At 66.8% G+C, this 22,269-nt stretch carries 21 protein-coding genes; 13 read left to right on the top strand and 8 right to left on the bottom strand.

What is annotated here, in order from left to right; genetic code table 11:
• Positions 1-333: 333 nt before the first annotated feature.
• Positions 334-1,899, top strand: coding sequence for an adenylate/guanylate cyclase domain-containing protein (locus ACZ60G_RS22395; protein WP_465811961.1), 1,566 nt, complete (start codon positions 334-336; stop codon positions 1,897-1,899).
• A gap of 301 nt (positions 1,900-2,200) precedes the next feature.
• On the opposite strand, the gene ACZ60G_RS22390 is transcribed toward ACZ60G_RS22395, so the two are convergent.
• Positions 2,201-3,745, bottom strand: a complete 1,545-nt coding sequence (locus ACZ60G_RS22390; RefSeq protein WP_465811960.1) for an MFS transporter — start codon at positions 3,743-3,745, stop codon at positions 2,201-2,203.
• Between the two features lie 70 nt (positions 3,746-3,815).
• Here ACZ60G_RS22390 and ACZ60G_RS22385 point away from each other — a divergent pair, with 70 nt between their 5' ends.
• The 5 genes from ACZ60G_RS22385 to ACZ60G_RS22365 all read left to right on the top strand — a co-directional run bounded on the left by ACZ60G_RS22385 (position 3,816) and on the right by ACZ60G_RS22365 (position 8,601).
• Positions 3,816-4,361: a TetR/AcrR family transcriptional regulator gene (locus ACZ60G_RS22385; RefSeq protein ID WP_465811959.1), complete on the top strand. Its 546-nt coding sequence runs from the start codon at positions 3,816-3,818 to the stop codon at positions 4,359-4,361.
• Positions 4,362-4,475: 114 nt separating this feature from the next.
• Positions 4,476-5,297, top strand: a complete 822-nt coding sequence (locus ACZ60G_RS22380) for a hypothetical protein (protein WP_465811958.1) — start codon at positions 4,476-4,478, stop codon at positions 5,295-5,297.
• Positions 5,294-6,322 (top strand): DUF4129 domain-containing protein, encoded by a 1,029-nt coding sequence (locus ACZ60G_RS22375; RefSeq protein ID WP_465811957.1) that lies wholly within the window; start codon positions 5,294-5,296, stop codon positions 6,320-6,322. Before ACZ60G_RS22380 ends, ACZ60G_RS22375 begins: the two co-directional genes overlap by 4 nt.
• Complete coding sequence (locus tag ACZ60G_RS22370) at positions 6,298-7,302, top strand: AAA family ATPase (RefSeq protein WP_465811956.1); 1,005 nt, start codon at positions 6,298-6,300, stop codon at positions 7,300-7,302. The genes ACZ60G_RS22375 and ACZ60G_RS22370 overlap by 25 nt, the downstream gene beginning before the upstream one ends.
• Positions 7,303-7,305: 3 nt before the next feature.
• Positions 7,306-8,601: a DUF58 domain-containing protein gene (locus tag ACZ60G_RS22365; RefSeq protein WP_465811955.1), complete on the top strand. Its 1,296-nt coding sequence runs from the start codon at positions 7,306-7,308 to the stop codon at positions 8,599-8,601.
• 4 nt (positions 8,602-8,605) lie between these two features.
• Here the strand turns inward: ACZ60G_RS22365 and ACZ60G_RS22360 are convergent, their stop codons facing one another.
• Positions 8,606-9,412: an RDD family protein gene (locus tag ACZ60G_RS22360; RefSeq protein ID WP_465811954.1), complete on the bottom strand. Its 807-nt coding sequence runs from the start codon at positions 9,410-9,412 to the stop codon at positions 8,606-8,608.
• Between the two features lie 41 nt (positions 9,413-9,453).
• Between ACZ60G_RS22360 and ACZ60G_RS22355 the strand changes: the two genes are divergently transcribed.
• Positions 9,454-10,485 carry a stage II sporulation protein M gene (locus ACZ60G_RS22355; protein ID WP_465811953.1) on the top strand — a complete coding sequence of 344 codons (1,032 nt, stop codon included), beginning with the start codon at positions 9,454-9,456 and terminating at the stop codon, positions 10,483-10,485.
• A 725-nt stretch (positions 10,486-11,210) separates the two neighbouring features.
• Here the strand turns inward: ACZ60G_RS22355 and ACZ60G_RS22350 are convergent.
• The gene (locus tag ACZ60G_RS22350; protein ID WP_465811952.1) at positions 11,211-13,376 is read right to left on the bottom strand and encodes an MMPL family transporter; all 2,166 of its coding nucleotides are present in this window, start codon (positions 13,374-13,376) and stop codon (positions 11,211-11,213) included.
• A gap of 89 nt (positions 13,377-13,465) precedes the next feature.
• On the opposite strand from ACZ60G_RS22350, the gene ACZ60G_RS22345 reads away from it, so the two are divergent.
• Positions 13,466-14,098, top strand: coding sequence for a TetR/AcrR family transcriptional regulator (locus ACZ60G_RS22345; protein WP_465811951.1), 633 nt, complete (start codon positions 13,466-13,468; stop codon positions 14,096-14,098).
• Here the strand turns inward: ACZ60G_RS22345 and ACZ60G_RS22340 are convergent.
• On the bottom strand, positions 14,091-15,506 hold the full coding sequence (locus ACZ60G_RS22340) for a hypothetical protein (protein ID WP_465811950.1): 1,416 nt from the start codon (positions 15,504-15,506) through the stop codon (positions 14,091-14,093). The two genes, ACZ60G_RS22345 and ACZ60G_RS22340, sit on opposite strands and share 8 nt — an antisense overlap.
• Before the next feature lie 200 nt (positions 15,507-15,706).
• On the opposite strand from ACZ60G_RS22340, the gene ACZ60G_RS22335 reads away from it, so the two are divergent.
• Entirely contained in the window at positions 15,707-16,345 is a 639-nt protein-coding gene (locus ACZ60G_RS22335) for a class I SAM-dependent methyltransferase (RefSeq protein ID WP_465811949.1), read from the top strand.
• On the opposite strand, the gene ACZ60G_RS22330 is transcribed toward ACZ60G_RS22335, so the two are convergent.
• On the bottom strand, positions 16,346-17,113 hold the full coding sequence (locus ACZ60G_RS22330; RefSeq protein ID WP_327094775.1) for an SDR family NAD(P)-dependent oxidoreductase: 768 nt from the start codon (positions 17,111-17,113) through the stop codon (positions 16,346-16,348).
• 56 nt (positions 17,114-17,169) lie between these two features.
• On the bottom strand, positions 17,170-17,538 hold the full coding sequence (locus ACZ60G_RS22325) for a MerR family transcriptional regulator (protein ID WP_465811948.1): 369 nt from the start codon (positions 17,536-17,538) through the stop codon (positions 17,170-17,172).
• Positions 17,539-17,595: 57 nt separating this feature from the next.
• Between ACZ60G_RS22325 and ACZ60G_RS22320 the strand changes: the two genes are divergently transcribed.
• Positions 17,596-18,438, top strand: a complete 843-nt coding sequence (locus ACZ60G_RS22320) for a polysaccharide deacetylase family protein (protein WP_465811947.1) — start codon at positions 17,596-17,598, stop codon at positions 18,436-18,438.
• Between the two features lie 69 nt (positions 18,439-18,507).
• Here the strand turns inward: ACZ60G_RS22320 and ACZ60G_RS22315 are convergent, their stop codons facing one another.
• The gene (locus ACZ60G_RS22315) at positions 18,508-19,416 is read right to left on the bottom strand and encodes a DMT family transporter (RefSeq protein WP_465811946.1); all 909 of its coding nucleotides are present in this window, start codon (positions 19,414-19,416) and stop codon (positions 18,508-18,510) included.
• A 356-nt stretch (positions 19,417-19,772) separates the two neighbouring features.
• Between ACZ60G_RS22315 and ACZ60G_RS22310 the strand changes: the two genes are divergently transcribed.
• From ACZ60G_RS22310 to ACZ60G_RS22300, 3 genes are read left to right on the top strand one after another with little or no spacing between them, the layout of a single operon-like run.
• Positions 19,773-20,771 (top strand): iron-containing redox enzyme family protein, encoded by a 999-nt coding sequence (locus ACZ60G_RS22310; RefSeq protein ID WP_465811945.1) that lies wholly within the window; start codon positions 19,773-19,775, stop codon positions 20,769-20,771.
• Positions 20,772-20,799: 28 nt separating this feature from the next.
• Positions 20,800-21,450 carry a HemK2/MTQ2 family protein methyltransferase gene (locus tag ACZ60G_RS22305; protein ID WP_465811944.1) on the top strand — a complete coding sequence of 217 codons (651 nt, stop codon included), beginning with the start codon at positions 20,800-20,802 and terminating at the stop codon, positions 21,448-21,450.
• Entirely contained in the window at positions 21,434-21,637 is a 204-nt protein-coding gene (locus ACZ60G_RS22300) for a CDGSH iron-sulfur domain-containing protein (RefSeq protein ID WP_465811943.1), read from the top strand. The genes ACZ60G_RS22305 and ACZ60G_RS22300 overlap by 17 nt, the downstream gene beginning before the upstream one ends.
• 6 nt (positions 21,638-21,643) lie before the next feature.
• Here ACZ60G_RS22300 and ACZ60G_RS22295 read toward each other — a convergent pair whose 3' ends face one another.
• A complete protein-coding gene (locus ACZ60G_RS22295; RefSeq protein ID WP_465811942.1) occupies positions 21,644-22,156 on the bottom strand; it encodes a DUF2231 domain-containing protein in 513 nt (170 codons plus the stop codon).
• Between the last annotated feature and the right edge of the window lie 113 nt (positions 22,157-22,269).

The following is a 22,269-nucleotide window of genomic DNA, read 5'->3' as shown; positions in this document are numbered from 1 at the left end:
TTCCACGTTCGTATACCGCAGCATTGTTCGGCGGGCGCCACGTGGTGCCAACTGCAGGCCGCAGTCACTCCGCGCCCCGCGGGAACTGCCGCCGCCAACTGACGGCACGATCCCAACAGCCGGTTCGTGCGGCCTGACGCGCGACCGGAAGCACGAGGCCCTTCGATCGGCCGCAGTAACCGCATTGGTTCACCCGGCCCTGTTCGACGCGCACGGTATGGTGCCTGCCGCTCCCCGGTCGGAGAGGCCGCTGCCGCCATCTCGACCGGCGGCCGCTCGATGCGGGCACCGCTGACTGCCGTTGACACCACTGCGCCGCATAGTCTGCAACGCATGCCCGACAGTGACTTGCGGACCGTGCCGGATGCGGGGGCTGCCCCGTGGGGGTCGCGGCTGCTCGGGTCGGCGGCGGAGTCGGCGGGGAAGCGGCGGATTCGGGTGCAGTTGCTGTTGACCGTGCCGTTGTTGATCGCGAATGTCACCGGGATCACCGTCTCGATCGCCTTGATCGGCTTCGTATTGCCCGGGCCGACGGTCTTCACCAGGCGGCTGGTGCTGCTCAATTTCGTTGCTACACCGCTGTATGGGGTGCTGGCGCTGCTGATCGGGATGTGGTGGGGCACGACGCGCGGGCTGCGTGCGTTGCGCTGGGCCATCGATCCGGATCAGGTGCCGAACGAGGCGGAACAGATCGCGGCCACGCGGGTGCCGATGCTGCTCGTAGGGTGCCAGGCGGTGCTCTGGCTGGGCGGGATGACGCTGCTGACCGCGCTGTACGGACTGTCGGATCCGGCGCTGATTCCGAAAATCGTCTTCGGCATCGGGATCAGTGCGATCGTGGTGTCCGCCAACAGTTATCTGATCATCGAGTTCGCGCTGCGCCCCTCGACCGCGCGGGTACTGGAGGCGGCGGCCTCACGACAGCGGCGCGGGATCGGTGTCTTCGGCCGATCGATTCTGGCCTGGACGCTCGGCTCCGCGGTGCCGGTCGCAGGCTCCATGGTGCTCGCCATCATGGCGCTGACCATGGACACCGTGAGCACGGCGCGGTTGGCGGTGTGCATGCTGGCGCTCGGCGGGGCCGGGCTCTGCTTCGGTCTATTGCTGATGGCGCAGACGCTTTCGGCGACGGTCGCACCCATTCGTGGTGTGCGGCGCGCGCTGCGTCGGGTGGAGGACGGCGATCTCGATGTCGCGGTCACGGTGTACGACGGCACCGAATTGGGTGAGCTGCAAAGCGGATTCAATCGCATGGTGGCGGGACTGCGTGAGCGCGAACAGATCAGAGACCTGTTCGGCAGACATGTCGGCCACGAGGTCGCGGAGGCGGCGCTCGAGCGCGAGCCGAATCTCGGCGGGGTGGAGCGCGAGGCAGCCGTGCTGTTCATCGACATCATCGGCTCGACGACCATGACCGCCACCCGGCCCGCCACCGAAATCGTCGCCATTCTGAACAGCTTCTTCGAGATCGTGGTCGACGAGGTCGAAGAGTGCGGCGGCCTGCTCAACAAGTTCGAGGGCGACGCCGCACTCGCCGTCTTCGGCACGCCGGCACCACTCGACGACGCGGCGGGCACGGCCCTGTCGTGTGCCCGCGCCATCCGAAACCGCTTGACCACCAAGGCCTCTGATTTCACCGCCGCCATCGGCGTTGCGGCGGGCCGCGTCGTCGCGGGCAATGTCGGCGCGCACCAGCGCTACGAATTCACCGTCATCGGCGATGCGGTCAACGAGGCCGCCCGACTCTGCGAACTCGCCAAAACCGACCCCAACCGCTTGCTCACCTCGGCATCCACCATCGCCGCCGCCGATCCGTCCGAAGCAATGCACTGGCAGCTCGGCGAATCCGTCACTCTCCGCGGCCGCGTCACATCGACCCGACTGGGCAGGCCCCAGTAGGGCGATCACCGCCTATGACTTCGCACCCGCTGGTGGCGGCCGCAATCGGGTGCACGGTGAAACCCCGCTGTCCACGCCGTCATCTGAGCCGGGGACTCCGCGCCCGCACCGGTAACCAGCCCGCCGACCTGGCCTCCTCGATGGCGGCCTCCCCTGGCCGAGTGGGTATCCGAACCACCTCGCCGATTCCCGCTAATGGCGTAACGCGAAGGAACCGGCGCCGGCCCGCCTCCGAGAACCCCACCGCTCGCCGTGACCGCGGCCTTCGCAACCGTGACGAAATCTTCTCGGCTGCACTGGGTTACGCGCGGGCCGTCCGCAACCGGAATGCCACCACAGCAGCGATCAGCAGCACGACGGCCGTGCCGATCGCGGCGGCGTGGACGCCCGAGACGAAGGCCTCGTGCACTGAAGTCAGGAATCCATCGGCCACCGATTCCGGCAGCTGCCGAGCGAATTCGGTGGCGCCGCCGAGGGATTCCGACGCCGCACCGACCTGCGCGCTCGGCACCTGGGACAGGTCGAGCCCACCCCGGAACACGGCCATGGTCACGCTGCCGAGGACCGCCACCCCGAGTGCGATACCGCTCTCGTAGGCGGTCTCCGAAACCGCCGCGGCCGCACCGGCCCGCTCGGCCGGTGCCGAACCCACCACCAGATCCGACGAAACCGTCAGTGCCACACCGACACCCGCCCCGATGAACAGGAACCCGAGGATGAACGGCACCGTACTGGTCGCCGCATCCGGGCTCAGCCACAGGAACAGCGCCGCACCGACCGCGGCGAGCACCAGCGCACCGCCCAGCACCACTCCGGGACGTAGCACCCGAACCATCCACGCCGCCGCGAGCGAGGCGAATACACTGGCCCCGAGACCGGGCAGCAGCAGCAATCCGGCCTGCATCGGCGAACGTCCCAGCACCAACTGCAGATACTGCGAACCGGAAAAGAGCACACCGGCCAGCGCGAATACCGCGAGCAGACTGGTGAGCACCGCAGTGCGGAACCTAGGCAATGCGAACAGCTTCAAATCGAGCATCGGATGCGCCAGACCGCGCTGCCTGCGCACGAACAGCAAGCCCGCGATCACGCCGATCGCACCGATCACCAAGAGCCGCAGGCTCATACCGTGCGCCGCGGACTCCTTGACCGCATACACCACCGGCACCATGGCCAGCATGGACAGCACCGCGCTCGCCAGATCGAAGCGACCGGGCTTCGGGTCACGGGATTCCGGAATGAGTACCGGCCCCACCGCGAGCAGCACCAGCATCACCGGCAGATTCACCAGGAATACCGAACCCCACCAGTAATGCTCGAGCAGCCAGCCGCCGAGCAGCGGACCGGCCGCCGCACCGCCGCCGGCCATCGCGGACCAGACGGAAATGGCGACGGTGCGCTGTCGCGGATCAAGGAACATCGACCGGATAAGACCCAGTGTCGCGGGCATGAGGGTGGCACCGGCGACACCCTGCAGCACGCGTGCGGCGATGAGCATCTGCGGATCGACCGACCAGGCGGCGAGCAACGACGCGAGACCGAATCCGGCGGCGCCGATCAGCAGCAACCTGCGCCGTCCGATCCGGTCACCCAGATTGCCCATCACGACGAGCAGTCCGGCCAGCACAAACGAGTACACGTCGATGATCCACAGCAGCTGCGGCGTGGTCGGTGCCAGTTCCGCGCTGATCGCGGGCACCGCGAGGTCGAGGACGGTCGCGTCGACAGCGAGCAGCAGCAGGGCCAAGGCCAGCACCACCAGTCCGGCCCAATCACGCGCCGTGGCACGCGGCACCAACCCGGTGTCCTTCTCGATCTGTGTGGTCATCGCCTTCTCGACTTCCATCGCTGGGTCTTCTTACCGTCCAGACGGTACAGTAAGTGAACCTTCCCGTCCAGCCGGTATAGTGACCGGAGTGACCGCGAACACCCGCGACCGGATCCTGGACGCGCTCGAAACCCTGCTGCTGGAAAAGGGCATGTCCCAGGTGACCCTGGAGAATGTCGCCGCGACCGCCGGGGTCTCCAAAGGCGGCCTGCTGTACCACTTCAAAAGCAAGGACGCCCTGCTCGCGGGCCTGGTGCGCCGACTGAGCGAACGCGCCGAAGAACAACTCGGCGCCGCCGTCGCCAAGGGCACCTCCGTGGCCGAGTGGTATCTGCAGACCCCGAATCCGAACAACACCTCGGACGCGCTCGAATTGACGCTCTACCGTTCGATGGTCGCGGCCATGCGCACCATCGACGCCAACTCCGGCCCGGAAACCGACGAGGTGCAGCAGGCGCTGTCGGACATGATGGACGGCTGGTCGGACGGCCTGGACAAGGACATCGACGATCCGGTGCGGGCCGACATCATCCGTTTGGTCGGCGACGGCGTCTATCTGCGCGCGCTGCTCGGCCTCCCGCCGATCGACCCGACGCGATACCGGAACGTCGTGCAACGACTGCTCGAGCGCTGAGCAGACGCACCATCGGTATGTTGCGCCCCGCCTGGCGGGTCGCCGACGGCTAGACTCGGCCGCGTGTTACCAGCCGCCGAGCCGGCCGGTGCCGTCGGGGCGGGGAACGATCCGGTGCCAACCTCCCCTGGAACGACGGTGCCGATCCGCCCACTGAGCTTTCGCGAACTGCTCGACGAGCCGTTCGCGCTGATCCAGGCGAATGTCGTCGTGCTGGCGGGCACGACCGCGATCGGACTCGTCCTCGCCGAACTGCTGGTCGTCGCGATTACCGGCGGGATCTCCTCTCTGACCGACGGCTCCGACGCGGGCACCGCGTGGGCGGCGATCCTGTCGACGGCGGCCGCCGCCTGGTTGCTGCGGTTCCTGCTGCGCGGGATGACGGTCGCCCTCGGACTCGCGACGGTCGCCGGATCGCCGATCGGCTGGCGCACGGCGCTGAGCCGGGTGGGTGCGGTCGCCGGTCCGCTGTTGGCCTTCCACGTGCTGTTCACACTGGTCGGCATCGGCGTGCTGATCATCGGCAGCCTGCTGATCATCACGTATCCGTTCGCGCTGATCTGGCTCGGCTATCTGCGGGCCGGACGGTTCGTCGCGGTGCCGGTGATCTTCGTCGAACGGACCACGCACGCCGGAGCGGTCGCGCGCTCGAAGCTGCTCGTGCAGGGGGCGCAGTCGTCGATAACCGGATTGTGGTTCGCCTGCCGTGCCCTGGTCGTCTTCGTCGCCGTGCCGCTGCTCGGCATTCCGTGGTACCTCTCGGATTTCACCGGCACTCATCGCTGGCAGGTCATCGTCCTGCTGTCGACGTCCGCGCTGTTGATCATCGCCTTCGGCGAGGTGGTCGAGTCGGCGACGCAGGTGGTCTCGTATGTGGATCGCCGATGCCGCCGCGAGGGGCTCGATATCCGGGTCCCCGGGACGGATAAACGATGACAGAACCCACGGCTCCGCCGCCACCACGACTCGGCCCCGCGGACGCCCACCGCGACGCCGCCGAAAACGCCGCACTGCACCGGGATTTCGACACCGCGCTCCGCGAGCGATTCCGCGCGGTACTACGCGGGCTGGAACAGCGCGGCATGCTGGAGGTCCGCCGCTCGCGGACCGCGCGGGAAACCGCCGACGACGCGACCACCGCGCTGCCGCTCGAGGATGCGAGCGAATTACACCCGGCCGCACACAGTTTCGACGAGGTCGTGTACGGCGGCCGCCGCGCCACCGAGGACGAATACCGCCGCCTCGAATATGCCGACCGCTACTCGCGCAGCGCCCCACCGCCCGCACCGGAACCGGTCGAAGCGACGATCACCGAGAAGACCAAGACCCGCCGACAACTTCCGCCGCTGCCGGATCTGCTGCGCAATCCGAAATTCTGGGCCGCGCTGCTCGCCGCCATCGCGCTGGTCGTGCTGCTGTACGCGGTGTTGAATTCGTGTGCCGCGCCCGCGCCGCATAAGCCGACACTGCCGGATATTCCGCCGCCCAAACCGCCCGAGCAACCTCCGGATGACAACCGCGACTCCGGCTTCGGCGCGGGCCAGGACTCCATCTTCGGCAGGCTGCCCGCACCGGTCGCCTTCGGCGGCCTGCAATTCCTCATCGCCGCGGCGGTACTGGTGTGGTGGCGGGCGCGTCGTCGCGGTGCGCTGGTCGGCGAACCGCGACCCGTGGAAGTGGCTGCGAACGAGCTGCTCGGCGGCCAGGCGGCGCTCTATCGCCGGTCGAAGGACCACGAACATGTCGCGGCCCGGCTGCGCGCCGCCACCCTGCGCCGCATCCGCCCGATGCTCGGCGTCGGCACCGATGTCACGCCGGACCGGCTTGTCGCGACCGTCGCCGCGCGTACCAGGGCCGATCCGGCCATGGTCGGCGCCGCGCTGTACGGACCGGTGCCCGATGCGAGCACCCTGCAACTCGTTGCCACACAACTCGAATGGATAGAGGCGGAGGTCGGATGACCAGCACGGACACCAACCACACCCCGACCGCCGAAGAGGCGGGCGCCGCATTCGCCGCACTGCGTGCCGAGATCGGCAAGGCGGTGATCGGCAACGACACCGCGATCATGTACCTGGTGCTCGCCCTGCTCTGCCGCGGCCATGTGCTGCTGGAAGGCGTTCCCGGCGTGGCGAAGACGCTGCTGGTCCGTGCGCTCGCGACGGCCCTGGATCTGGACCATGCCAGGGTCCAGTTCACCCCGGACCTGATGCCGGGCGATGTGACGGGTTCGCAGATATACGATCCGCACACCACCGAGTTCACCTTCCGGCACGGCCCGGTCTTCACCAATCTGCTGCTCGCCGACGAGATCAACCGGACGCCTCCGAAAACCCAATCGGCGCTGCTGGAATCGATGGAGGAGCGTCAGGTTTCGGTGGACGGCAAGCCGCAGCCGCTGCCGGACCCGTTCGTCGTGGTCGCGACGCAGAACCCGATCGAGCAGGAGGGCACCTATCCGCTGCCGGAGGCACAGCTGGACCGGTTCCTGTTCAAGGTCGATATCCAATTGCCCGGCCGCGACGACGAATTCCGCATTCTGCAGCGGCATGCGGACGGCTTCGATCCGCGCGATCTGACCGCCGCCGGTCTGCGTCCGGTCGCGGGTCCGGCGCATATCGCCGCGGCGCGGGCGGCGATCACCCGGGTCACCATCAGTCCGGAGGTACTCGCCTACACGGTGGATATCTGCCGGGCCACCCGCACCTCCCCGGCCGTCCAGCACGGTGCGTCCACCCGCGGCGCGACCGCGCTGATGGCTGCCTCGCGCGCGTTCGCCTGGCTGAACGGGCGCGGGTTCGTGACCCCGGACGATGTGAAATCGGTTGCGGTCGCGGTGCTTCGGCATCGGCTGCATCTGCGGCCCGAGGCGGAGTTGGACGGTGTGACGACCGAGGGCGTCATGTCGTCACTGCTGCTTTCGGTTCCGGTTCCGGTGTAGCTCGTGATCGTTACCGGTCGGCTCGCCCTGACGGCGGCGGTGCTCGCGCTGTTCGTCTGCTTCGTCATGCCGTCGTGGCTCGGTGTCGTCCTCATGACGAGTGTGCTTGCCGCCCTGGTACTTTTCGATCTCGGCACGGTGGCGCGAGCGCGCGACCTCACGCTGACCAGGGAATCGTTGACCGTGATCCGGCTCGGGCGCAGCGCCGAGGTGGAACTCGGCGTGGTGAACAACGGAACCAGGACCGTGCGCGGACGGCTGTGGGACGACTGGCCCGGCAGCGCTCGCGCCGAAACCCGCACGCACCGACTGGATCTGCCGCCCAACACCCGCATGCGAATACAAACCGCATTGACACCGACCTACCGCGGCGATCGAGTCGCCGGTCCGGTGACGGTGCGATTGTTCGGCCTGCTCGGTATGGCCGGATGGCAGAGTCGCCGCACCGTGCCCGCGCGGGTCCGGGCGCTGCCGGAATTCCGCAGCGAGCGGCTGCTGCGCTCGAAAGTCAAACGGCTGCAACATCTCGAGGGCCGCAATGTCGCGAATATGCGCGGTCAGGGCACCGAATTCGATTCCTTCCGCGAGTATGTCGCCGGCGACGATGTGCGGGCCATCGATTGGCGTGCGACCGCCCGCGCCACCGATGTCCTGGTGCGCACTTGGCGTCCGGAACGCAACCGGCACATGCTCATGGTGCTCGACACCGGCCGCATCAGCGCGGGGCGCGTCGGCACCGGTACCTGGCTGGACGCGAGCATCGAGGCCGCCCTCCTGCTCGGCGGATTGGCCGCGGCCGCAGGCGATTCGGTGGATCTGCTCGCCTACGACCGGCAGGTCCGCACCGAGGTCCGCGGTGTGGGCGGACGCCGCCTGCAACTGAAACTCATGCACGCCATGGCGGGCGTCACCCCCGCACTGGTCGACACCGACAGCGCGGGCCTGGTCCGCGCCGCCATCCAACGCGCCCGCCGCCGCAGCCTGGTCGTCTGGTTCACCAGTCTGGACGGGGCGGCCGTCGAAGAGAACCTGCTACCGGTGCTGCCGACCCTCGCCCAACGCCACCGCGTCCTGATCGTCTCGGTCACCGATCCCGACGTCGCCGCGGCCGCCACCAAACGCGACACCCTCGCCGACCTCTATCCCGCGGCCGCCGCCGAATCCCTGATCGCCGAACGCGCCCTGGTCCAGGAATCCCTGCGCCGCATGGGCATTGATGTGGTCGCGGCCTCCCCGGAGCGCCTCCCCGAAGCCTTGGCCGACGAATACCTGGAGCTGAAGCAGTCCGGCACTATGTGAGTTGCTAGCTCACGCGGGCGATCGGCATCGGGCGCGGACCTGCCATAACCATCGGGGTGATGATCGGCGCGAGGGTGCGGCGTTGGCGTTCGGCGATGACCGCGCCGAGGATCTGTACGGGTGGATACCCGGCGGGTACCGGGATCTGCAGGCGGTCGCAGACGGCGAGGAGCATGGTGTGACCGAGGTTCGCCTGGGCGGCGGGGGTCAGGGTGTTGATGCGGGACAGGTACTGGCGCACCGCGAGTGCGAGGTCCTCGGTGATGCCGGACAGGTCCAACTGTCCGGACCAGGCGACGAGCCAGGGCGGTGCGACGGCCAGGAGCGGGAAGGGCACGCGACGCTGGCTGTGCACGACAACGGTGCCCGCGAGCACATCGCCGACCCGGCGCGCATTCGGCGAGCACATCGAGGTGATCACCCCGACCGCGCCGAATGCGCCCAACATCCAGAAGTCGACGATCACACCCGCCAGCCCGCGGGTCAGGGCGTGGCGGAAATCGATCGGCCCGCCGTCGCCGCGCACCACCCGCAGCCCGAGCGCGAGCTTGCCGACGGTCCGTCCGCGCATAAGCGTTTCGCAGACCACCGGATAGCCGACCAGCGTCCCGACGATCGTGGTGATCGCCGCTGCGCTGTACCACGCGGAGTCGGCGCCGAAGTAGAGCAGCGCCACGCTGACGCCGAGCATCAGCATGCTGCCCAGCATGAATTGCACCAGCACGTCCACGAGGAACGCGGTGGCCCTGGTCGGGATCCGGGCGATCGGCAGCTCGAGTGCGACCGCTTCGCCGGTGGTGAATTCAGCCATGTCGATAGCATTCTTCCGACCGGCGGTATGGGAGGCAACCAATGGACGTAGATGCGTACAGCTACGCACAGCGGGGGGCATGGGATCGACTGGCCTATCTGGCCGGTCGGCGCAAGCTCAGCGGCGCGGAGGCCGACGAACTCGTCGCGCTGTACCGGCGCACCTCACAGCAGCTGGCGCGGCTGCAATCGCACAGTCCGGATCCGGAACTCATCGCCGGGCTCAGCGCACTGCTGACCAAGGCGCGCGGCCGGGTGCTCGGCACCAAGGGCGACGCGTGGAGCCAGGTCGGCCGGTTCTTCACCCACCGCTTCCCCGCGGCGCTGTATCGGGCGTGGCCGTGGTGGGTCGCGGTGGCGGCAGTCTTCGTCATCGTCTCCACCGGTCTGGCCGTCTGGATCGCCGGTTCCGGTTCGGCGCGCGATCTGTTCGGCATCTCCGATCACAACGACTGGCTCACCGCACCCGGCGGCGAATTCGAGACCTACTACTCCGAACATCCGCACGACGCGTTCGCCGCGCAGGTGTGGACCAATAACGCGTGGGTGACCGCGATGGTGCTGTTCACCGGGGTGCTGATCCTGCCCGCGGTGTACCTGCTGTTCGGGAACGCGCTCAATACGGCGGTGACCGGCGGGTTGATGGCCGATGCCGGTCGGCTCGATTCGTTCTTCGGATTCATTCTCCCGCACGGCACGCTCGAGCTGACCGCGATCTTCGTGGCGGGCGGGGTCGGCCTGAAGCTGGGCTGGACGCTGATCGATCCGGGACGGTCGAGTCGGCTGGAGGCGGTCGCGCGTCAGGGCCGGGCCACCGCGACGGTCGCGCTCGGTCTGGTCGCGGTGCTGCTGGTCTGCGGGCTGCTGGAAGGTTTCGTGACACCGAGTTCGCTGCCCGTGCCGGTAAAGGTCGGCATCGGATTCATCGCGGAGGCACTGTTTCTCGGCTACGTCTTCGTGGTGGGTCGCCGGGCCGCACTCGAGCAGGACGCACGAGCCGCGGCAACACTGGGATTCGGTGGCGCTGAAGAGGATTCCGCGAAGCGCTGGCAGACAACGCCGAGCACACGGTGAGTGAAATGAGTCCGGGCAATCGGTAGCAACGCTACGTAACGACCGAGATTCGAAGGCCCCCAATTGAGTTCCGCTGGCCGCAGCGAGTCCAGCTCAGCTGCGGCCAGCGTTACCGTCAACTCTACACAATCGTTATCCCGACGCAACCCTCCCCGCCGAGGTCAGGCGTATAAAGCAGCGCCCCAGCAAACCCATGTGGGCACATCGTTTTCCAGTGGTCCAGCAAACTCTCGGCGTCCATTCGGCCGCCGAAACCAGACCTCGGAACCAACCTTCGGCACGCGATCCCAGATCACGATCCAGAAACCACAGGCGGTCGACAAACATTCTTCGAGCGATTAGCTACATTGTTAACATAGAGTCCTCAATGGTTACTAAATGCTGCTCGGACCTGCGCATTCACCACCAGATAATTGGTGTTGCCGACAGTTGGATGAGGTAAAAGAAACTTCAGGTTGGTTTACTGTGTTATAAACGTGATCTACACCTAGTCGTAACCCTTCGGGGTGGACTTACATCCGGTCAAGATCATGATTAACCAGGTGCGCAAATGCGATCGCTGGAGTACCGAATCGGACTGCGGTCAGCACCACGGCCGCAACCATAACCGACTCTGTGATCTCTGCCACCTTCCTCGCTCGACCTGGCCGGATCGGGCGAAAACGACAGGGCAACAGCCGAAACGCGGCCCCGCACTATGCATGCGGGGCCGCGTGACGTACGTCTCAGGCTTCGGCGAGACCGAGCCGCCCGTACGCCAAACGCAACGGCTTCGGCGCGTACCAAGCCGCCCGGCCGAGCAGTCGCATCGCGACCGGCACCAGCACGCCGCGCACCAGTGTCGCGTCGATCAGGATCGCCAACCCCGCGCCGAGTCCGAAGAACTGGATGAACCGGACGTCACTGCTGGTGAAGGCGAGGAAGCTGATCGAAATCAGCGCCGCCGCGGTGGTTACCAAGCGTCCGGTGCGGGCCAGTCCCTCGATAACCGCTTCCTTCGTGGACGCACCGCGATCGTGTAGTTCCTTGATCCGGCTGATCACGAAGACCTCGTAGTCCATCGATAGTCCGAAAGTGATGCAGAACAGCAGCAGCAACATCGAAACATCCAGCGGCGCAGGGGTGAATCCGATCAGTCCGGACAGGTGCCCCTGCTGGAAGACGAACACCATCAGCCCGAGCGTGGCGGCCAGACTCAGCACATTCGACAGCAGGGCGCGCAGCGGCTGCACGATGCTGCCGGTGAACAGGAACAGCAGCACGAAGGTCGTCACGACGATCCACCCGATGGCGATCGGCAGTTTCGCGCCGATCGAGGCGAGGCTGTCGCGCAGTTCGGCCACCTGTCCGCCGACCAGCGCATTGGCACCGGCCGGACCGGGCACGTCACGCACGCGATCGACCAGATCGCGGGCGGCGGCGGAATTGCGGTCCAGATCGGTGAGTACGGTCAGGCGCTGCGCGTCCGGGCGGGCGAACCGGGCATCGGCGGGTGTACTCGCCGTCAGCTCGCCGTGGACGAACGTGCCCGCACTCGAATCGACCTGGGTGACATGCTCGACCCTGGACAGGGTGCGCGCGTAATCCGCGAGCGGCGCTGCGGCAACGCCGGTTTCGGTGATCACCGACAGCGCGTTGACATCGCCGCCGCCGAAATCGTCCCGCATCGCGTCACCGACCTGACGCACCTCGGTACTCGTGGGCAGCACCCGATCGTCGGGCGTACCGAACTGGACGTGCAACAGCGGCGCGGCGGCGAGTAGCAGCACCGCCACCACCGGCACACCGGCCAGTAGCGGCCTACGCATCGCGAATCCGGCCACTCCGGCCCAGAACGGCGTTGCGTCACCACGGATTCCGCGGACACCGGGCACCCGCCACGCATCGGTCCGCGCGCCGAGCAGCGCGAGCAGCGCGGGCAATACGACCACCGCGGCAATGGCGGAGATGGCGACCACGCCGATGCCGCCGTAGGCGAAGGACCGCAGGAAGTACTGCGGGAAGATCACCAGCGCGGACAGGGCCGCCACGACGGTGGCCGCACTGAAGGCTATGGTGCGCCCGGCCGTCGATACGGCAGCGATCACCGCATCGTCGGGTTCGGCTCCGGCCGCGCGGCGTTCACGGAAGCGACTGACCATCAGCAGGCCGTAATCCACCGCGAGCCCGAGTCCGAGTCCGGTGGTCAGATTCACCGCGTAGATCGACACATCGGTGACGGACCCGAGGATCGAGAGTTCGGTGAAGGTGCCGAGGATGGCGATCCCGCCGACCACCAGGGTGAGCAGCGCGGCGACCACATTGCCGAAGGCCAGCACCAGCAGCGCCAGAATCAGCGGCACCGCAACGGCTTCCGCGAGGCCGAGATCCTTGCCGATCTGCTTGGTGATCGAGTGGAAGATCGCGGTACCGCCGCCGACCTCGATCTGCGCGACCGGGCCGTCGGCGCGGTAGGTCTCGACGATCGAGGCGGCGGACTTCTCCTTATCGGTGGCGTCCTTATCGACATTGCCCGCCAGGACGACGGCCGCGCTCCCGTCCGCTGAACGCATGGCCGGCGATCCGGTATCCCAATACGAGACGACATTGGTCAGGCGCTGGTCAGCCGCGAGCCGCCGAGCCAGATCGCGGCCGATGGTGGCGACCGCAGTGCCGTCGACCGTCCCCTGTTTCGCCTCGATCAGGAAGACGTAGTCGGTATCGGCGCCGAATTTGTCGGCCAATTGGGTCAGCGCGGCACTGGATTGGGCATTGGGGTCCTGCTGGCCGCCGGGCTGCATCTTGCTGAAGGCCGTCGCGCCGACCACACCGCCCGCAATGAGGGCGAGCACGCCGACGACCAATATCCAGCGGGCGCGGTGGATAACGAATCTGCCGAGTGTTTCGAACATATCGGGTCTCCGATCGGGCATGTTGTCATGCGTAAACTTTATGGGTGTTAACTTGCCATGCCATGTGTGCAGGTGTCAACATCGATGCGATGACAGATTCGGAAACAGCAGCGAAGCGCGCCACCCGCGACGGCCCGTATCACCACGGCGACCTGCGCAATGCCCTGGTGCGCGCCGCCGCCGAACTCGCCGAAACCGGCGGACCGGAGGCGGTGACCGTGCGCGCGGCCGCCCGGCATGTCGGCGTCACGCCGACCGCGGCCTATCGGCACTTCACCAATCACGAGGAGTTGCTGAACGCGGCACAGGAACAGGCTCAGCACACCCTGTTCGGCGCAATGGCCGAGACGATGGCGAGCTTGGCGCCGCCGGCGGATGCGATCACCCGACTGGGCGCGGTGGGTCGGGGCTACATCACCTTCGCGCTGCGCGAACCCGGCCTGTTCCGCACCGCGTTCTGCGGCGACCAAATGCCATCGCCCGCCTTCGATCTGCTGGCCGGACTCCTGGACGAACTCGTCGACGTCGGCTTCCTCGACCCGGCGGATCGACCGGACGCCGAATACGCCGCCTGGTCAACGGTGCATGGTATGGCCTCGCTGATCATCGACGGCGTACTCGACGACCTCGACGACGCGGCCAGGGACAGCGCGATTCAGCGGGCGCTCACCGTGGTCGAGCGGGGTTTGGCCACCGGACCGAATGCCCCCGACTTCAGCTGACGCGCAGGATTCCGGTGATCGTGCCCTGCAGGATCTTGCGGTCGTGCGTGATCAGCGGTGAGGTCTGCAGCGGGTCGTCGACGATGGTTCCGGCCAGCCGCCGATGCGAAATCACCGCGCCGGTATCGGGATTCACGACGGTGAACGCATAGCCGTCGAGGGGGGTGGTGAGGTCGAGTCCGACGCGCGTCACGGTGTAGATGGCGCCGTCGGCGGTGGACAGATGCGGAACGGCCGCGCTGCGAACGGTGTTCTCCCACACCGTATGGCAGCCGGTGTCGTCGACATCGACCCTGGTCATCCCGCCGACGAACGGCGCGGAGGCCGGAACGGCGGGACCTGCGCCCTCGGGGGCGGTGGGGTACGGGTAGCCGTAGGTGCTGGCGACGAACAGGGACCGGCCGATACCGATCGGCGAGTTCTCGCTGCCCGCACCGCCGCGGGTGAGCACCGGTTGCGAGCACACCAATTGTCCGGTGCCGGAACGGAAAACCAGTGCGTTGACATGTCCGTCGGCATTGTCGACGATGGTCAGATATTCCGCGCCGGAGGTGGGCCCGAAGTAGGTCGGGGTGGAGCCGGTACCCCAGCTGAGTTGGCCGGGTTTACGTGCCGATCCGCGGTCGTAGGCCGCGCGCCACAGCACCTCCGGTCGCCCGGTGGCGTCGGCGCGCAACTCGTACAGCGCGTGCGTGGTGGCCACCGCGACCCGTCCGCTCGGTGCCGACGAAATGCTGTTGGCCACCGACTCACCCGCAGACAGCGCGACGGTGGCCGCCGCACCCACGGGCGTCACCAGACCGACGAGACTCTTGCCGGTGGCGAACCAGACATTGCCGGACCAGTCCGGCACCAGCCCGGTCACGTTGTCGCCCTGCGGAATTACGGAACTGAGATCGGTGGACGAATCAATCGACAGCCGCCATTTGCCCGCCGCGTCACGCGAGTGGCCGACGCGGAGCAGAGTGCGGTTACCGTCCACGATGACCAGGCGGTCGGCATTGTCGAGATAGGCGTAGACACCGCCGAGCAGACTTCCCTTCGCGATCTCCAGCGAAGCCAGCGGCGTGCCCACCGGACCGACGAAGGACGCATCGAGCAGATGGATGGTCGGAGTCTGGCCGATCACGGGTGTGCACAGCGCGACGACCAGATTGTCCGCCCCTTGCAGCAGCGTCGGACATGCCGAGGCCAACGGATACCCGGCCACCGAAATCCCACCGGTGCCGGGCCCGGCCAGCGGCGTCGCATCCGACGATCCGGCATCACCGTGCATGGTCGCGGTGCCGAGCGGCCCGAGGTACGGATTCGGCGGCGCCAGCGGACCCCACGATCCGGCCGCCTCGGCAGTACCGATCGGCGCGAGCGCCAGGACGGCGGCGGCAAGGAGTACCAGCGGTGATCGCATCAGGTCAGCTTGCTCCCCCGCCTCCCCGAGCCTTTTGCCGATCGTCGAGAGCCACGCCGGTGCCGTCGCGGACCGGCGGTCACGTGTGAGTCGAGTTCTGGACGTACCCGACGAGTTACCCATGTTCATACGAAATCAGTGGTCCATCTGGCATGTCTTGCCGTGTCCGATTCGGAATGTCGGTCGATACTATGAGCGCTATGAACGGAATCCGGACCCGCGTGCTGTCCACGATTGCCGGTCAACTCGGCAATCCGCACGGAACGCTCGGCAAGGGCTTCGCCTTCATGCTCAATCGCGGTAATAAGCGCGCCATCGCCGGCGCGGTCGATGCGGCCGGGATCGCGGCGAACGCGACGGTCGCGGATATCGGATTCGGCGGTGGCGCAGGGCTTTCGATACTGCTCGAGCGGGTCGGCAGGAACGGGACGGTGCACGGTTTCGAGATCTCGGCGGACATGTTGACCAGGGCGAAGTCCAAGTTCGCCGAGGAAATCCGTACGGGCCGAATGCAACTCGCACCGGCCTCGATGACCGATCTGCCGTTGGCCGATGACGCACTCGATGCCGCCATCACCGTCAACACCGTCTACTTCGTGCCGGATCTGGCCGCCGCGGTTGCCGAACTCGTGCGCGTCGTGCGTCCCGGTGGCAGCCTCGTCGTCGGTATCGGCGATCCGGACACGATGGCGAAAATGCCGTTCACCGCATACGGTTTCACGCTGCGGCCGGTGGCCGAGGTGATCGCCGCGCTGGAAGGCGCGGGCTGCACCGTCGACCATAGGCAACTGGCCGATCCGCCGATTCCGCATCACCTGCTCGTCGCCCGACCCGCCTGACTACATCAGTGCGCCGCCGTCGATGCGGATCTCCGTGCCGGTCATATAGCGACCGTCATCGGAGGCGACCATCGCGACTACGCCGGCGATATCCTCCGGACTGCCGAGCGCGCCGCCGTTGAGCCAGCCGGTCATGCGCGAGAACAGCTTCGGATCGAAGCCCTCCGGCTGATCGAGGATGGACTTCGTGGTGATCCCACTGGTGATACCCGCGGGCACGATGTTCACCGCGCGCAGCCCCTGCTTGGCGTATTCCAGCGCGATCGCGTGCGTGAAGGCATTGACGCCGCCCTTCGACGCCGCATACGACGCCAGATAGGGCGCGGCGCTGAAGGCCGCGGTCGAGGAGAGGTTCACGACGACGCCGTGACCGGACTCCAACAGCGCGGGCAGCGCACTCTGGGTCATCAGGAAGGTGCCGGTGAGGTTGACCCCGATCACCTGGTTCCACACCTCGAGCGGCATTTCCTCGGTGCGCGCGGGCCGCAGAATCCCCGCCGCGTTCACCAGCACATCCAGGCCGCCGAGGAATTCGACCGCTTCGCCCGTCGCGGCGCGTACCGACTCGATATCGGCGATATTCACCTGCACGGTGCGCACCCGCTCGGCCGCATCCCCCGCCTTGGCCGCGGTGTTCTCCAGACCGGCCGCATCGATATCGGCGGCGACCAACGTCGCCCCCTCATCGAGCAGCCGCAGGGCGATCCCCTGCCCGATACCCGATCCTGCTCCGGTGACCAATACGCGGCGGCCGTCAAATCTACGCATGCCAAAAATTAGAACAGGTTCTCATTAGGAGTCAACAGGTTCTGACGGAACCGAGGTCAGGAGGCGGCGTTCTCGCGGACTGTCTCGAGATATTCGGCGATGGCGTCGCGGTTGCGGGACAGGCAGCGGATGCGGTCGGACATGCGGTCGCGTTCCCGTTCCAGGGTGGCCAGCATTTCCGGGGTCGCGTCCGGGAAGTAGATGGTGCGCGGCTTGTCCAGGCAGGGCAGGATCTGCTTGATGATGCGGGTCGGCAGGCCCGCGTCGAGTAGGCCGCGGATCTGCAGGACCCGGTCGACGAAGCGGTCGTCGTAACTGCGATAGCCATTGGCACACCGGTCGGCGACGATGAGGCCCTGTTCCTCGTAGTAGCGCAGCAGCCGCCGCGAGGTGCCGGTGCGCTCCGACAGTTCCCCGATTCGCATTGGATTCCGCCTCTGGTTTGACCTTCACATGTATGTGATGGTTCGAGCATAGGCCGCATGGACAACGCACTCTTCGACTACAGCCCGATCGTCGACCGCGCACCGATTCGGTGGCCCGACGATGCCCGCGTCGCGTTCTATGTCGGGCTGAATATCGAGCACTACCAGGTGGACCGACCCTCGACCAGCATATTCCCGGGCACCGCCAACCTCACCCCGGATCCGCTGAACTACGGCTGGCGCGACTACGGTCCCCGGGTCGGCATCTGGCGGGTGATGCAGGCACTGGACAACTACGGTATCCGGGCCAGCGCCCTGCTCAACTCCGATGTCGCACACCATAATCCGCAGATCATCGCCGCCGGGCGGGAGCGGAACTGGACCTGGTTGGCGCACGGCAAGAACAACTCGATCTTCCAGGCCGATATGTCGATCGACGACGAGCGCGCCTACCTCACCGATATCGTCGAAACCATCGAGCGCGCGACCGGCCGCCGCCCGCGCGGCTGGATGGGGCCCGCACTCACCGAGACTTTCCACACCCCGGAACTGCTCGCCGAACTCGGCCTCGACTATGTCCTGGACTGGACCAATGACGATCAGCCGTATCGGCTCAATGTGCCCGGGGTGCTGAGCGTTCCGTACTCGGTCGAACTCAACGACATCGGCCTGTTCCTCGGAACCGGTTTGCGCGGTGCGGATTTCGTGCAAATCGTGAAGGACCAGTTGGACCGGCTCTGTGCGGAGTCCGGCCGCGTCATGGCTCTTGCACTGCACCCCTTCGTCATCGGCCAGGCCTTCCGCATCAAATATCTGGAGCAGGCGCTGGATTATGTGGCGAACCATCCGGGCGTGTGGCTCACCACCAGCGACGAGATCGCCGACGCCGCGGCCGTGTGAATAGCTATTGCGAGCAGCGCCGCCGAGGATCCGACGGTCAGTTCGGCGGGCCAGGATCGCACTGCGCGGTCACCTGTCGGACGATCGCACCGGCTGAAGGCTGGTGTGGACGAGCGCGGCGGTCAGTAATGCCGCGCCGACCAGACCGGTTGGGGTCAGCCGTTCACCGAGGATTGCGGCGGCCGCGATCGTGCTGGTCAGCGGTTCGAGGAGGGCGAGCACCGCGGCTGTGCCCGCACCGACTTCGGAGAGACCGCGCAGGTACAGCGTGTATGCCACGGCGGTGGATATCAGGCCGAACACGATTACCAGGACAACGCTGTGTGGCGTCGGGTGGAAGGTGAGTCCGGATATCGCCGCGAGCGGCGTCAGCAGCACGGCACCGCCGGTGACGGCGAAACCTGTCGTGGTGATCACGTCGAGGCCGGGCACCGGACGGGCGCTGATCAGGGTGAGGGTCGCGAAGGCGCAGGCGGATACCAATGCCATTGCGGCACCGGCGAATATCCCGCCGGATGCCGCGTCATCGGCGGGCGCACCGACCAACAGGATCACCCCGGACACCACGATTCCGATCGTCGCCACGCGCCGACGATCCAGGATCCGCCTGCCGGTCAGATGTTCCAGCAGCGAGACGACCACCGGTGACATTCCGAGGGTGATCAGCGTCGCCAGGCTCACCGACGAGGCCGCGACCGCACCGAAGTAGCTCGCCTGAATGACCGCGACAAGGACCGCGACCACCCCGATCCTGCGCCAGGCCGAGGTGTTCCGCGGCAACGGCCGCCGCGTCACGGTCAGCAGAGCGATCAGCAGCAGCCCGCCGACGGCGAGCCGACAGGCGGCGACGGATACCGGCGAAAGACCGGTGGCACGAAGCAGCATGATGCCGAGTAGACCGCCGGTACCCGCCGAAAGTCCGGCACCGACAAGGCAGACCAACCCGAATCGGCCGGCCGTGGATATAGCAGTGGACATTCGCGCTCCTGCGACAGAAATGGATCGGGGTCGCGGAAGCGAGGTGCACAACCAATTTGCTGGGACGCGCGGTCCTACACCTCGCTCAGGAGGACGGCGGCGGGGTAATCAGGAACCATCGATGCACTCGCCAGATACTAAAGATCGCCGAACAGGCTGTCATTCGATTTTCCGCTGCGTTCACAGCGGACTACCGAACATCGCCGGTTCGGCGACCGCACCCCGGGCAAACCCACGGCATTCACCAACGCGGGATCGGCTATTACTGCGGGTAACGGCACATCGGTTCGCCGAGCATTGACGTCACGCCGGACATTGCTGGATATCGCATCAGGTCACGGGGAGTATGAGGAGGTATGACGGTCACCACGGACATCCGACCTCGCCCCCTGCCACGCCCACGCGGCGCCCTGTCCGAGGCGGTGGTGGGGCTGTTGCGCGGAATACCTGGCAAACCGGGGCCCACGACCCGATCGCTCGACCCGTACAGCGAGGATCTGCAGCTTGCTCTGCACACCTGCTACGAGCTGCACTATCACGGATTCGCGGCGGTGGACCCGGAATGGGAATGGGATCCCGGATTGCTGGCCCTGCGAGCCGCCATGGAGACCGCATTCCTGGACGCCATGCGCGCGGAGGTATCCGGAGGCGATGATCTCGAATCGGAGCTCGACGAACTCCTGGTGACCCCGATCGAATCCACCGGTCCGTCCAGGTTCCTCCGAGACGAGGGCCAATGGTGGCATATGCGCGAGTATTTCGTGCACAGGTCGATCTATCACCATAAAGAAGCCGACCCCTACGCCTGGGCGATCCCGCGCCTGCGCGGACAGGCCAAAGCTGCCTTTGTTGCGGTGGAATTCGACGAATTCGGCGGCGGTCGCGGTGAACGCATCCACGCGCGACTTTTTGCCGAGCTCATGGCGGGCGCGGGCCTCGATGCCGAATATCTGCATTACCTCGACGCCGTCCCGGAACCGATGCTCTCCCTGGTGAACATGATGTCGCTGTTCGGCTTACATCGGTCGCTGCGCGGTGCGCTGGTCGGACATTTCGCGACTGTCGAAATCAGCTCGTCACCGGCGTCGTCACGCCTGGTCGACGCCCTGCGACGACTCGAAGCGGACCCGGCCTGCGTGCGCTTCTACCAGGAACACGTGGAAGCCGATGCGGTACACGAACAATTGATGCGCACAGATGTAATCGGTGACCTGATCGCGCACGAGCCTGCGCTGACGAAGTCCATGGTCCTCGGCATTCAGGCCACAAATATGTTGGAGAACCGCTTCGCCGACCACATCTTCGACGCCTGGCGTGCCGGACGCAGCTCCTTGCTGCCCGGCGCCGATGTTTAGGACGGTCCGAACGGATAATCCGGAGAATATGATGTTGGTCCGCGCTCCCGGCGTCTATCGAGTCCAGCACGACACGCGGCTGCTCATGCACGCACTGTCGCAGGCGCGCATCCCGCACGGCGGTCGCGTACTGGATATCGGCACCGGCACCGGGGCGCTCGCCGTCGCCGCCGCCCACCATGGTGCCCGCACCGTCACCGCGGTCGACGTTTCCCGTCGCGCGGTAGCCACCGCATGGTTGAACTGCCGGCTGCGCGGCCTGACCATCCGAGCCCTACACGGCGATTTCGAGGCGATACTCGGAACCGATCGCTTCGATCTCGTCCTCGCCAACCCGCCCTACGTTCCCGCGCCTCGAAGCGCTCCCGATCGCGGCGAAGCCAGGGCCTGGAACGCGGGAGAAAAGGGCAGGGCCTTTTTGGATCGCCTGTGCGCGATGATGCCGCGGCTACTCGAATCCGGCGGCGTCGCGCTGACCGTGCATTCGTGCCTGTGCCATCCCGATGCGACCGTTGCCCAGCTCCGGGAAGGCGGACTCGAGGCCGCCGTCGTGGCGCGCTCGTCGGTGCCGTTCGGTCCCATCATGCGCGAGCTGACCCCGTGGCTGACCTCGACCGGGCTGATCGAGCCCGGCCAGAACCGAGAAGATCTGGTGGTGATCCGTGCCGACAAACCGTGAACCCCGGCGGATCCGGCTCACGACCGACGGCCCGGCCCTCATCGACGGGCCGGTCGAACTCGTCACCCCGGACGGACGGACCATTCACTCCGACCGAGTCGTCGTCGCGCTGTGTCTGTGCCGCCGTTCGTCGAACTACCCGTTGTGCGACACCAGCCATCGCAAGCATCGACGATGCGAACCCTGACGGGACTCAGTGTCGGTACCCGGAGGCCTGAGTGGCCTCGTCGGCCACCCGGACGCCGTAGTGGTAGGCGAGCTTGCCGCCGAGATAACCCGAGACGCCCAGCACCGCGAGGGCGATGATCGACAACACCAACTGCCCCATCGGCACGGCGCCATCCGGTCCGTCACCGGACTGCCGCCACCAGAAGTCGATGGCGAAGGCGGCCGTCACGATCAGATTCAGGCTCATGTGCACAAGGCCGGTGCGAAACGCCGAGGTGCCGGTCGGGATCGCGAGCAAATCCAGCAGACCGACCACGGCCGCGACCAGCGCGCCGAGCACACCGACCGCGATGAGCCATGTCGAGCCACGGGCGAGGGACTGCGGGTCGCCCGCAATGTGCGAAGCGATATCGAATACCACGCTCGCCACCCATGCCCCGATCGGCACCGTTACGAGGATCGGGTGGAACGGATGCCCGTACGGACCGGCCAACATCGCGCTGACCGGGCGCTTGGCCTGTTGCATGTCACTGGTCACGACAACCTCCTGGCGCCGCTCGGTCGAGTGGGACACACCGATCGCATACCCACTCGGTTTCGACCGACACGCCGACACGGAGGTACGGATCGGCCGCCCCGACCAGCACACCC

The organism is Nocardia sp. NPDC102475 (assembly GCF_055584605.1).
This window is presented reverse-complemented; position numbering and strand designations above follow the sequence as displayed.